Annotated in this window: 13 protein-coding genes; 7 read left to right on the top strand and 6 right to left on the bottom strand. The window is 34.8% G+C overall.

Annotation, left to right across the window (positions count from 1 at the left end; translation table 11 throughout):
* Position 1 precedes the first annotated feature (1 nt).
* Positions 2-1288 (bottom strand): DNA recombination protein RmuC, encoded by a 1287-nt coding sequence (rmuC, locus tag ACFSRZ_RS09890; RefSeq protein ID WP_379666394.1) that lies wholly within the window; start codon positions 1286-1288, stop codon positions 2-4.
* Between the two features lie 44 nt (positions 1289-1332).
* Between rmuC and ACFSRZ_RS09885 the strand changes: the two genes are divergently transcribed.
* The gene (locus ACFSRZ_RS09885) at positions 1333-1872 is read left to right on the top strand and encodes a 1-acyl-sn-glycerol-3-phosphate acyltransferase (RefSeq protein WP_379666393.1); all 540 of its coding nucleotides are present in this window, start codon (positions 1333-1335) and stop codon (positions 1870-1872) included.
* Here ACFSRZ_RS09885 and ACFSRZ_RS09880 read toward each other — a convergent pair.
* Genes ACFSRZ_RS09880 through ACFSRZ_RS09865 form a run of 4 tightly spaced genes read right to left on the bottom strand, consistent with a single transcriptional unit; the run spans position 1864 to position 5336 of the window.
* A complete protein-coding gene (locus ACFSRZ_RS09880; protein ID WP_379666392.1) occupies positions 1864-2499 on the bottom strand; it encodes an HAD-IA family hydrolase in 636 nt (211 codons plus the stop codon). The genes ACFSRZ_RS09885 and ACFSRZ_RS09880 overlap by 9 nt on opposite strands.
* A 4-nt stretch (positions 2500-2503) precedes the next feature.
* The gene (gene pepT / locus ACFSRZ_RS09875) at positions 2504-3745 is read right to left on the bottom strand and encodes a peptidase T (protein WP_379666391.1); all 1242 of its coding nucleotides are present in this window, start codon (positions 3743-3745) and stop codon (positions 2504-2506) included.
* Positions 3746-3747: 2 nt separating this feature from the next.
* The gene (locus tag ACFSRZ_RS09870; RefSeq protein ID WP_379666390.1) at positions 3748-4296 is read right to left on the bottom strand and encodes a hypothetical protein; all 549 of its coding nucleotides are present in this window, start codon (positions 4294-4296) and stop codon (positions 3748-3750) included.
* Positions 4296-5336, bottom strand: a complete 1041-nt coding sequence (locus ACFSRZ_RS09865; RefSeq protein WP_379666389.1) for a WD40/YVTN/BNR-like repeat-containing protein — start codon at positions 5334-5336, stop codon at positions 4296-4298. The genes ACFSRZ_RS09870 and ACFSRZ_RS09865 overlap by 1 nt, the downstream gene beginning before the upstream one ends.
* Before the next feature lie 37 nt (positions 5337-5373).
* On the opposite strand from ACFSRZ_RS09865, the gene ACFSRZ_RS09860 reads away from it, so the two are divergent.
* Entirely contained in the window at positions 5374-6267 is an 894-nt protein-coding gene (locus ACFSRZ_RS09860; RefSeq protein WP_379666763.1) for a DUF72 domain-containing protein, read from the top strand.
* Here the strand turns inward: ACFSRZ_RS09860 and ACFSRZ_RS09855 are convergent.
* Positions 6264-7697 (bottom strand): S41 family peptidase, encoded by a 1434-nt coding sequence (locus ACFSRZ_RS09855; RefSeq protein WP_379666388.1) that lies wholly within the window; start codon positions 7695-7697, stop codon positions 6264-6266. The genes ACFSRZ_RS09860 and ACFSRZ_RS09855 overlap by 4 nt on opposite strands.
* A 156-nt stretch (positions 7698-7853) precedes the next feature.
* On the opposite strand from ACFSRZ_RS09855, the gene ACFSRZ_RS09850 reads away from it, so the two are divergent.
* The 5 genes from ACFSRZ_RS09850 (at position 7854) to ACFSRZ_RS09830 (ending at position 12551) form a co-directional block, all read left to right on the top strand.
* The gene (locus tag ACFSRZ_RS09850; protein WP_379666387.1) at positions 7854-8363 is read left to right on the top strand and encodes an RNA polymerase sigma factor; all 510 of its coding nucleotides are present in this window, start codon (positions 7854-7856) and stop codon (positions 8361-8363) included.
* The gene (locus ACFSRZ_RS09845) at positions 8350-8811 is read left to right on the top strand and encodes a hypothetical protein (protein WP_379666386.1); all 462 of its coding nucleotides are present in this window, start codon (positions 8350-8352) and stop codon (positions 8809-8811) included. The genes ACFSRZ_RS09850 and ACFSRZ_RS09845 overlap by 14 nt, the downstream gene beginning before the upstream one ends.
* Positions 8812-8845: 34 nt before the next feature.
* Positions 8846-9376, top strand: a complete 531-nt coding sequence (locus ACFSRZ_RS09840; RefSeq protein WP_379666385.1) for a DUF4252 domain-containing protein — start codon at positions 8846-8848, stop codon at positions 9374-9376.
* Between the two features lie 61 nt (positions 9377-9437).
* The gene (locus tag ACFSRZ_RS09835) at positions 9438-9965 is read left to right on the top strand and encodes a DUF4252 domain-containing protein (RefSeq protein WP_379666384.1); all 528 of its coding nucleotides are present in this window, start codon (positions 9438-9440) and stop codon (positions 9963-9965) included.
* Positions 9966-10094: 129 nt separating this feature from the next.
* Positions 10095-12551, top strand: a complete 2457-nt coding sequence (locus ACFSRZ_RS09830; protein ID WP_379666383.1) for a M1 family metallopeptidase — start codon at positions 10095-10097, stop codon at positions 12549-12551.
* The last annotated feature ends 2 nt before the right edge of the window (positions 12552-12553 follow it).

Below are 12553 nucleotides of genomic sequence, written 5' to 3'. Positions count from 1 at the left end.
ATCAATCTTCATTAGCTCTTTCTAAGATATTTTCCGGAAGTGATTTTTTGGCTTTCGCACCTAGTTTTTTGATCTTCTCAACACTAGTGATCAAATTCCCTTTTCCTTCTACAAGCTTATTCATTGCGGCATTGTAATCAGATTTAGAAGCATCTATCTTCTTACCAATACCAATAAGATCTGTCAACAACCCATTGAATTTGTCATACAAAGCTCCGGCCTGACGGGCAATTTCAATTGCATTGCGTTGTTGCTTCTCATTGTTCCACATCGTATCTATTGTACGTAAAGTTGCTAAAAGGGTAGCAGGAGTTACAATAACAATGTTCTTTTCAAAGGCTTGATTGTATAAATTACCATCGTGTTTCAAAGCAATGGCAAATGCAGGTTCTATCGGAACAAAAAGTAGTACAAAGTCCGGTGATTCGATATCGTAAATATCTTCATATTTCTTATCGCTCAACTGTACAATATGACGTTTTAAAGAGTTTACGTGTTCCTTTACATATTGCTCTCTAGTGACTTCATCATCAGTGTTTACGTATTGCTCATAAGCTGTTAAAGACACTTTAGAATCGACGATCATTTTCTTATTGTCAGGCAAGTGAATCACAACATCAGGCATGATTCTTTTCCCTTCTTCATTGGTGTGTGATTGTTGAACAAAATACTCACGATCCTTTTCCAATCCTGACTTTTCCAAAACTCTTTCCAAGACCAATTCACCCCAGTTTCCTTGAGCTTTGCTATCTCCTTTTAATGCCTTGGTAAGATTTATTGCTTCTTTACTCATTTGTACATTCAGCTCTTTCAAACCGATGATCTGTTGACGTAAAGCAGCATGATAATCAATACTCTCTTTGTGAGTTTTTTCAACCTTATCTTCAAACAACTTGATCTTTTCCTGTAAAGGATTCAGAATATTCTCAATGTTTTGCTTGTTTTGCTCGGTAAACTTGTTGGATTTCTCGTCCAGTATTTTGTTCGCTAAATTCTCAAACTCTTTTGTGAATTTCTCTTGCAATTTTTCAACATCCTTTTGATTTTCTTCTAAGCGTTGTTGCAGATTTTTGAGTTCAGAATCCTGACGGGTATTGATCAATAATAAATCTTCTTTTTCCGTTTGTAGCTTTTTTACATCATGACGCAATTCATTACTGGTTTCGATCAAAATGTTCTTTTCATTGTCTACAGAACCATATTGAGCTTTTGATTGTAATCTACCAATAAACAATCCTAAAGCAATTCCTAATACGCTAACCAGCAGGTAAATAAGTAAATCGGTCATCATTTAAAAAATAAGTGCTTAAATTTAGTCTTTATTTTATCATAATGAAAGGATTCTCTTGGTTTATGTATACCAAAGTATTTGGTTGGAAATTTGTTGGAAAATTACCTGAAAACCTAAAAAAGTATGTGATCATAGCTGCCCCTCACACCAGTTGGAAAGATTTCTTTATAGGTGTGTTTGCCAAATATGCTTTGGGTGCTAAGATCAATTATATTGGTAAAGATTCTTTGTTTAAAGGTCCTTTTGGATTCATATTTCGTATGACAGGAGGAGCTCCTGTAGACAGAAGTAAGAATAATAACTTAGTAGATGCCATTGTAGATATTTTCAATAATAAGGAAGAGTTCAGATTGGCTTTATCACCGGAAGGAACAAGAAAGAAAGTAGAACGATGGAAAACAGGATTCTATTATATCGCCAAAGGAGCAAAGGTGCCAATTGTGATGGGAACATTGGATTTTGGTAAAAAGCAGATCAAATTCTCAGAACCCTATTATCCTACAGATGATAAAGAAAAAGATTTTGCTTATTTCCATTCCTTTTACGAAGGAGTGCAAGGGAAACACCCTGAGTTATTTTAAAAGCTCCGGAAGTTCATCCATAGAAGAGAAGGTAGGAACTCCTTCTTTCTCAAAAATTTCTTTTTTGTATTCATTGGTGTAAGCCAACACATCAAAATTTCCTGCTTTTGCAGCTTTAACACCTGAAAGACTGTCTTCTATAACAATACATTCTGATGGCAGAAATCCCATAGTTTTAGCAGCATGTAGAAAAAGACTAGGATCAGGTTTCCATTTTTCAATTTCGTAAGCACTAAACATATTTCCTTTGAAATGATCCAAAACGCCAATAAGCTTTAAATTGAGTTCCATTTTATTTAAAGGCCCGTTAGAAGCCACACAGAACGGAACTGTCAACCTGTTTAAAAGCTCAGGAATTCCTTTAATAGGCTGTAAATCTGTCTGAAACTTCTCAAAAGACAATCTTCTGTAGTCTTTTTCAAAATCATCGGAAAGCTCTTCTTGTATGATTCCTTCAATATGCTCTTTTACAAAACTTAGAGAAGTACCCGCAAAATGCTTGATGGCGTATTCTAAGGTAATATTTGCATTGTGTTGATTGGCAAGATCTACAACCACTTGATTGGAAATAGTCTCACTATCGACCAAAACTCCGTCGCAATCAAAAATAATGCACTGATACCTCATGAAATTAATTCTTAAACCTCTCTGCTACTTTTTGAGCAATTCCTACAATTACGTTAGTTGCTTTTACAATCGATTCAGCAGGAACATACTCATACCTTCCATGGAAATTGTGACCTCCCGCAAAAATATTAGGACAAGGTAATCCCATATAAGATAGTTGCGAACCATCTGTACCACCACGAATAGGCTTGATCAAAGGAGTAATACCTTGCTCTTTCATTACTTCTTCCGCAATATCTACAATATGCATTACTGGCACTACCTTTTCTTTCATATTGTAATACTGATCTTTGATTTCTATTTCAATAAGCTCAGAACCTAATTCTGCATTCATATCTGCGCCAATTTGCTGCATTTGCTCTTTTCTTTTCTCAAACAACTCTCTGTCGTGATCTCTAATTATGTATTGCAGTACTGTTTTCTCTACTTTACCTTCTAAAGAATACAAGTGGAAAAATCCTTCGTAACCTGAAGTTTTTTCAGGAACTTCATTGGCAGGAAGTCTGTTGATGAAATCACTGGCAATGGTCATGGAGTTGATCATTTTTCCTTTGGCATAACCGGGATGTACAATTTTTCCGTTTACCGTGATCTTTGCACCGGCAGCGTTAAAATTCTCATACTCTAATTCGCCTACTTGACTACCATCCATTGTGTAAGCCCAATCAGCACCAAATTTTTCTACATCAAATTTATGAGCTCCTTTTCCAACCTCTTCGTCAGGAGTGAAACATATTCTAATTGTTCCATGTTTTATCTCAGGATTGTTGATCAAATGTTCCATAGCTGAAACAATTTCAGTAATACCAGCTTTATCATCAGCGCCCAACAGTGTAGTACCATCTGTTGTAATGATAGTTTGTCCTTTGTACATCAATAGATCTTCAAAATAAGAAGGGCTTAAAACAATGTTTTCTTCTTTGTTTAAAACGATATCGCTACCGTCATAATTTTCATGAATTTGAGGTTGCACGTTTGCTCCTGTAAAATCAGGGCTTGTATCAATATGAGATACAAAACCAATGGTAGGTACTTCGTAATCCAAATTACTAGGCAGTGTTGCCATTACATAACAATTCTCGTCAAGAGTTACATCTGTCATTCCGATTTCCTTCAATTCTTCAACCAATAGTTTCGCCAGATCCCATTGTTTTTCTGTACTTGGAAAAGCAGGATTGTTTGGGTCTGATTCTGTATCAACGGTTACATAACTGATAAATCTCTTAATAATATGGTCTTGGTTCATGTCTAGTATTCTATTTTTTCTATTAAACTCAAAGCATTGCAAATACGTTCATTTACTAATGAATCACCGTAAACTTCTGCTTTGGCGTGTATATAATTTCCTGAATTGATCTTTATAAAGAGGTTGCAGATCTGATAATCAAACTGACCTCTTTTTCCTAAGGCTCTTGAGTAGTATGCCTGTTTTCCTTGAAATTCCAATTCGTAAGAAGTAGCTTCAACCAGTTTCCCGTTGGCTAAGTTGGTTTTAAACTTTTGAATAAAATCATCATCCAACTTTAACTCATTGTACACTTTGGTAATATCAACCGTATAAGTGTTTGTTAATTGTTTGGTGGTATCTGCAGAAAATATTGAAGATTGATTTCTGTCGTAATACAGATTGGTTTTCCAATTGTCAGGGAGTTGTACTTTGAAGGTCTTGTTGACGTCTTCTACGACTTCTAAGTTTTTATATTTCTCAGGAGTACAATCTAAATCTTTTGAAATTTGTGATTTTCTGCTACAGGCAACTGCACAGATCATCATAAAAAGGAGCAAGGTTTTTTTCATTAATCTAAGCTTATCTTACCAATTTTTCTGTTTCCTGCTAACCAAGCGGTATTATGATTCGCAAACTGAATGATATAATATCCCTCTTTGCTTACTTCTTTCCAAGTATGTCCGCCATCGTTAGAGTAAGAGACTCCTGTTTTACCAACGGCAAAAACTTCTTTACCATTGCTGTTTGGAACGTATTGTACACAACTCTTGTAATTAGGATATTTTCCTTCTGCTACCAAAGTCCACGTTTTTCCACCATCTGTTGTAATGGCTTTATTGGCTTTGTTTTCATCTTCTTTTAAGTAGTTTCCTCCAATAATAAATCCATTGTTTTTATCAGCAAAGTCAACGGAATAGATTCCTTGCGAACTACCTCCTTGAACAATAGGAGTTTCATAAACTTTCCAAGTTTCACCAAGATCTGTTGTTTTAAACACTCTTGCTTTGGCTCCTCCGGTAACAATCCAGGCAGTTTTTCCTAAAACCTTAATATTTGTATTACTGGCAGCAAATGCGGCTTCGCCCTCTGCTGCTTTTGGTAATTGATCACACGGAATCTTTGTCCAAGTATTTCCGCCATCATGGGTAAGAATGATAGATAAGCAATCTTCTGTAGGATCTCCCATAGCAATTCCGTTTTTTTCATCAAAAAACTTCATAGAATCGTAAAACACTTTTTCATGCTCTTCTTTGTATACAATTGTTGGGTTTCCTGCATTGATTCTATATAGTAAAGCTGGGTTTGCAACGCTTAAGGCATACATTTCTGATCCGTTACTGGCCATACTTCTAAAATGAGGAACAATTGAGTCTTGGTATCTTACATATTGCTTGTTCCAAGTTTTCCCTCCATCTGTTGTTTTTCCAATATCTCCTTTAGATCCTACATAATAAAGAGTGTTTCCATCAACAGCATGAATAGCTCGAATACTAGTGGTGTCTATTTTAAATTTTTGTAGAGAAATTGAGTCGATGTTTCTTGGTTGATATTCCTTTTGACAAGAATACAAGAAAACGAAAGTGAAAATGAGTAAAAAGAAACGCTTCATTATTGCTATTTTTGATATCACGAAAATACACAAACAGATGAAATTTGGAAAGGTAGACAACCCTGAAATTATTGATTTTACAATTCCGCCCACACATTCCGATACAATTCGTGTTCTCAGTGAACAGAATCATAACGATGATCTCTCCATTTATATTGGATGTGCTAAGTGGAACAGAGCAGATTTAAAGGGGTTTTATCCCAGAGGAACTAAGGATGAATTGGAATATTATTCTCGTCAATTCAATTGCATTGAGTTGAATGCTACCTTTTACAGAAACTTTCCTGCTGAGCAATTTCAGAAGTGGTATGATAAAACACCGGATAATTTTAAGTTCTTTCCAAAGTTAGGACAGGAAATTAGTCATTGGAAACGTTTGAATGGAGTAGGAGATGTTGTGAACTCTTATATAGACAACTTTAGTCATTTGAGAGAAAAGTTAGGAACAATCTTTTTACAGATGCATTCTAATTTTGGACCTAAGAATTTTGCTGTATTAGAGAATTTTGTCAAAAGCTGGCCTAAAGGATTGCCTTTGGCTGTAGAATGCAGGCACACGGATTGGTTTACTGATGAAGAGATCTCTAAAGCGTATTTTCAGTTACTAGAAGAAAACAATATTGCAAATGTGTTGGTAGATACAGCAGGAAGAAGAGACATGATGCACATGCGATTGACAAATAATGAGGCTTTTGTACGTTATGTAGGTGCAAACCATCCTACTGATTATGACCGTCTAGAAAATTGGGTAGTTCGATTAAAAGAATGGAAAGAGCTCGGTTTGAAAAAGATTCACTTTTTTGTACATCAAAACTTGGAGAAAGAATCCCCATTGCTAACTGCTCATTTTATTAAGAATCTAAATGAAGAATTTGGAACTCAGTTACGAATTCCAAATGATGATTCTTCTTTACAAACGAACTTATTTTAGTTACGAATATCAGTATACATATTGTTTTGAGAAGGAGTACTCAACTTAGAGTTGCTAACTTCTTTATGATCTAGATGAGCATTTCTGGAAGTAATACCACTTCTAGCTCCGGTTACGATATATACAATTGTTCTATCTAATAAAGGATCAGATCTTTCTCCTAAAACACCTAAGTTCTCATAATCTTCAGGAAGTTCTATGTTAGGAATAATTCCTCCCGGGGCATTACTTCCAACGCTATTTTGAATCTCAAGCACCAAAGGTTGCATTGCCCATGTATGATTTTGATTGAATCCGGGACCATTTCTTAAGAAGTTGTCGCTATCATACAAAGTAACAGAACCGTGTACTTTTCCAACAGTTCTCGTTCCTACAGAGAATACATCAATATAAGGATCTAAACTATTGATCAATAATTCAGAAGCAGAGGCTGTACTTCCTGTAGTAATAAAATACACTCTAGATAAGTTCAAATTGTTTATAGGTTCGTTAACTGTACCATTGTCTAATTGATTGGTAAAGAAGTTTTCAAAATTACTAGGATTCACATTGGCTTGTACTTTTGTATTCCACACTTCTTTTGAGAAAAGCTGACCGTTGAATTGCCCTGTAACCATTCCTCCAAAGAAAGTAGCCGTACGTACAGATCCACCACCGTTGTAACGTAAATCAATAATTAGATCGGTAATATTATCTGCTTGTAACTGAGCGATGGCTGCATTTAATTCATCATCAAAAGAAGTTGCAAATTGATTGTAGAAAATATAACCAATTCTATTCGCTCCGTCTACAATTGTTTTTGCAATGGCTACCGGGTTTTCTTGTAGTTGACCTTTTACAAGATCAATAGTTGTTCCGTTCGCTGTAGGATTTCCTGCATTGTAATCGGCCAGCCCAATAGTATAATTGGTTTGTCCTAACAAAGAATTGAAATTTGAATCTGTAAGTTGAGTTCCATTGATCTGATTAAAAAGCATTCCTCTTACAACACCTTTTGCTTCTGCATCAGAATTAGGAATTACATAACGTACATATCCAAAGATATTTTCAGAACCATCAGCATTACGCACCAGTCCAAATTCCATCCCATTACTTTGATTGATCCCTTGAAAAGAATTCTCTAATGCAATATAATCATCTACGATCCATGAAAAACGATCTACAGTTCCTGGTTGATAACGCAAGCTCTCAAATAAAAGAGCAGGATCTGGGAATCCTTGTAAATATGAATTCAATTGTGATTGAGACGAAAAACGTGTATCAGCTAGGTCAGGAATTTGATCTTGCCACAAGTAATAAGCATTCATTCCTTTCCAAACAAAATCTTGTACTTCTATATCAGCCGGAATTCCTTCGGACTTCTCACAACTAACAATAAAAAAACTGATAAATAAAGCTAAAATGGAGTTTCTAAGTATAGGGTGTTTCATAAGACTGACTTTAGGTTCATTAACGCAATTTAAGGATATTTAGTATTTTTTTACAACTCTGTGTAACAAAATATAAAGCATATCGTCGTAATGATGTAAAACTGATAAATAAGACGATAAAAAAATCAGATATTTACAACAAATTACAAGTAACTAATGAACCAATCAGACTTTTTAAAAGTTGTTTTACCGTTTAAAGACAAAGTCTTCAGATTAGCAAAGAGACTTTTAGTGTCTACAGAAGAGGCAGAAGATGCAACGCAAGAACTGTTCTTTAAACTGTGGAGAAACAAAGAGAAACTATCTGATTATAAAAATGTAGAAGCCTTTGCCATGACCATGACAAAGAATTATTGCTACGATCGATTGAAATCGAAACAAGCAAGCAATTTAACATTAGTTCATAGTAATTATAAAGAAAAAGATACCAGCTTAGATAAAAAAGTTGAATATCGTGACACAGTAAACCAAGTACACAAGCTCATTGAAAAACTGCCCGAACAACAAAAACTGATCATTCAGTTGAGAGATGTAGAGCAATACGATTTTGATGAAATATGCAAAATGTTAGACATGAAACCTACAGCTGTTCGTGTGGCCTTATCAAGAGCGAGAAAAACCATAAGACAAGAACTAATAAAACAGCATAATTATGGAGTTAGCTAAAATAGAACAATTAGTCGTAAAGTACGATAATGCTGAAACTACTTTACAAGAAGAAGCAATCTTAAGAGACTATTTCTTATCTGATAATGTGGCACCACATTTAGAGGAATACCAAATGATGTTTGCTTACTTTCAAACTAGTCAAGACGAGACCTTTACAAAAACACTAGAGTTTAAACCGGAAAAAAGAAGAAACTACAAGTGGTTATCCGTTGCAGCGTCAGTAGTCTTATTGTTTAGCATATATATAGGTCAAACGATCACGAATACTAGTGAAGGTAAACCCATTAGTAGCCTTGATGAATTGACAGTAACAGAAAGATTTCATTACGATCAAGCAGAAAAAGCTTTGAAAATGTTATCTGGAAGTTTAAACAAAGGAAATGAAGCCTTTAACAACTTATATGCTTACGAAGATTCAGTAAACAAAATATTTAAAACCAAGTAAATTTTAATAAAAAAACCAAGTAAACCTTAGAACGATGAAAAAAGTAATTTTATTAATAGCGCTAGTAGCGGCGCCAGTGTTAAGCTACGGACAATCAATCTTTGATAAATTAGAAGACATGGACGGTGTATCTTCTGTGATTGTAAGTAAGGATGCTTTTGAGATCCTTTCTAAATTCAACGCAGAAAGCCTGAAAGACAACGATGCTATGGAGGTCTTCAAAATGGTTCAGGATTTGAACGAACTAAAAGTTTTCTCTACAGACAAAGCAGATGTTGCTGCAAAGATGGAAACTATGGTTAAATCAGCAGTTAAGGGTCAAAAGTTAACTGAGTTAATGAGACTGAAAGAAGACAAGTCAAGAGTTTTTATCTATGTGAAAGCAGGAAAGAACAAAGATTTTGTAAGTGAAGTGTTGATGTTCATAAAAGGAATTGATAAGCATACCAACGGAATTGCAGAGTCAGTAGTTGTATCCTTAACAGGAAACATCGATATCAATAAACTTTCTAAATTAGCAGATACTTTTACGAAAAGCAACAACGTGAAAGTGAAAGTTAACTAAGACTTAATATAATAATCTAATCTGCTCCGGTTAATCCGGGGCAGAGTTTAAAAAATAACAGATGAAAAAAATAACAACCGTTTTAGCCTTATTCGTTTTAACTCTATTTGCTTCTTGTAATAGTGAAGAAAGTCTTCAGCAATACATGGTAGCAAGTCAAGAGAAAGACGGATTCATGACCATAGATATTCCTATTAACTTCATCAAGCCTAAATCTTTAGATGTTCCTGCAGATGTTCAAGAAACAATCAAGAGCATTAAAAAAGTAAACTTAGTGGCTTTACCTTATCAAGGAAATGAAGAGGCATATACTGTAGAAAAAGATAAATTAAACAAGATCTTAAAGACAGATAAATATAAAAGTTTAATGCGTATGAATGCTCAAGGTATCAAAATGAACATCTATTACACAGGTTCTGCAGATGCCATTGACGAAGTAATTGCTTTCGGATATGCAAAAGATAAAGGAGTAGGTGTTGCAAGAATCTTAGGAGAGAATATGGATCCAAGTAAAATCATTACGATGATGAACAACATTACGTTGGATGGAGACCAGCTCAACTTAAGAAAGTTCAACCTCGCTTTTTAATAGTCAAATCAAGCTCAACCAAACTCCAAAACCGTTATTTCTATGGAAATAACGGTTTTTCTGTTTTAACTAGCCATTAACAGCTCTCTTTTTAATATTTAGTATTTTTGAATTTCTATTTACAGCCCTATGAAGTTTCAAAAAGCACTAATACTCATATTTGTATTCATTTTTTCTTTTTCCAATGCACAACAAGACCCTTTGTCTATTTACAGAGGAGAGCGTGATAAGATCAATAATCTGGTGCATACCAAATTAAAAGTTGATTTTGACTTTGCAAACAGACAATTGAACGGAGAAGAATGGGTAACACTAACACCACACTTTTTTCCTACAAGTAAAGTTACATTGGATGCTAAGGCTATGTTGATTGGTGAAATCAGTTTAGGAGGGCAAAAGTTAGAGTATAACTACGATGGTTATGAAATTATTATTGATCTTCCTAGAGAATACAAGAAGGGAGAAGAGTATACCTTATATATTAAATACACAGCAAGGCCGGAAAAAGTAAAGCAAAAAGGGAGTAATGCAATTACCGGAGCTAAAGGTTTGTACTTTATAAACCCGCAAGGTTTGCAAAAAGACAAGCCTATTCAAGTGTGGACACAAGGAGAAACAGAAGCAAGTAGCTGCTGGTTTCCTACCATAGATGCTCCTAATCAAAAAACATCACAAGAAATTTACATTACTGTTCCCGATAAGTTTGTGACCTTATCTAACGGAAAACTGGTGAATCAGGAGAAAAAAGGCACGAATAGAACAGATTATTGGAAGTTTGATCAAAAGCATGCTCCTTACTTATTTTTTATGGGAGTTGGAGAATTTGAGATCATAGAAGATAAATACAAGAATATTCCGGTAAACTATTATGTAGAAAAGAAATACGCTCCTTATGCCAAAGAAATTTTTGGAGATACTCCTGAAATGATCGGATTCTTTGCTGAAAAGTTAGGAGTTGAATATCCTTGGAATAAATACAGTCAGATTGTAGCTAGAGATTATGTAAGTGGAGCTATGGAGAATACTACGGCTGTGATTCATGGCGAGCAAGCCAATCAAATGAAAGGGCAGTTGATTGATGAAAATCGTCAAGAAAATACAATTGCGCATGAGATCTTTCATCATTGGTTTGGAAACCTTGTAACTACAGAAAGTTGGAGTAATCTAGCTTTAAATGAGTCTTTTGCAAATTATAGTGAGTATTTATGGAGAGAGCATAAGTACGGGAAAGAAAATGCAGATGCGCATTTGTTTGAGAATTCGAAAATTTATAAAGACAATAAAGATTTATACGATAAAGACTTAGTTCGTTTCTATTATGTTGATAAAGAAGATATGTTTGACGCTGTTAGTTATAACAAAGGTGGAGCAATCTTACACATGTTACGAAATTATTTAGGAGACGAGGCGTTCTTTACCGGTCTTAAAAAGTATTTAACCGATTATAAATACAAAGCTGCTGAAGCACATCAATTACGTTTGACTCTGGAAGAAGTATCAGGAAAAGATCTGAATTGGTTCTTTAACCAGTGGTTTTTTGGTTCCGGACACCCAAAGGTTGAGGTTTCTTATGATTACAACACACTAGAAAAAACAGTTACAGTAAATTTTATACAAACTCAGGCTAAGGAATTCAAGTTTCCTATAGCCATTGATATCTTTGAGAACGGTAAAAAAATACGTCACAATGTATTTGTTGATGGGAGAGATGCTTCTTTCAAATTCTCATTCAGCAGCAAATCACCGGATTTGATTCAAGTTAATGCTGACGGAGTATTGTTGGCAGATTTCTTTGAGAACAAGATCTTAAGTGATTATATCTTTCAATTAAAGAATACTGAGAACTTCCAGCATCGTAGAGAAGCCTTGTTAGAAGTGGTGAAAAGCCAGGATGATAAAAAAGCCTTTAATGCAGTTGTAGGTGCTTTAGACGATCCGAATTACAAGATTAGAATCCTAGCACTAGAAAATATTGATCTGATCAATAAATGGTCAAAAAAGACTGCTATAGATAAGATCAAAAGAATGGCTGATAGCGATAAAAAGACATTGGTACGTGCTGCAGCTATTGAAACTCTTGGGAAACTAACAGATCCTGAATTAAAACCGATCTTTGATAAAGCATTGCAAAGTGAATCCTATAATGTCTTAGGAAAAGCCTTAGTGGGAATGTATTATATCGATAAAGAATATGCAATCAAAAGATCGAAAGAACTACCGTTAGAAGTGAAAAATATTATTGCAACACCATTGACAAGAATCTATATCGAAGAGAAAGACGATTCTGAAATGGTATTTATTGCTAATAATGTCTTATCAGGAATGTTTTTGAACAACAACCCGAAGATTCAGGCTATTTACCAAAAAGCCTACGAGCAGATTGCAAATAGCAACAATACAGATGCTATTCAGAACTTGGTAAATGATATTGTAGCCAAAGGAAATCAATACCGTCAGTTTAATTTCGATAAGGTTGGAATTAATTTGCTACGCCAGATGGTAGAGAAGCAGAAAAAAGTGAACAAATCTAATAAACTTAAGAATATTGAAGTGATCAGAACAGGAATCGCTCAATTGGTTCAATAAGG

The sequence above is a fragment of the Pseudotenacibaculum haliotis genome, assembly GCF_042684245.1.
GTDB classification, from domain to species: domain Bacteria; phylum Bacteroidota; class Bacteroidia; order Flavobacteriales; family Flavobacteriaceae; genus Polaribacter; species Polaribacter haliotis_A.
The sequence above is the reverse complement of the archived record's forward strand: the minus strand, read 5'-3'. Positions and strand labels throughout refer to the sequence as shown.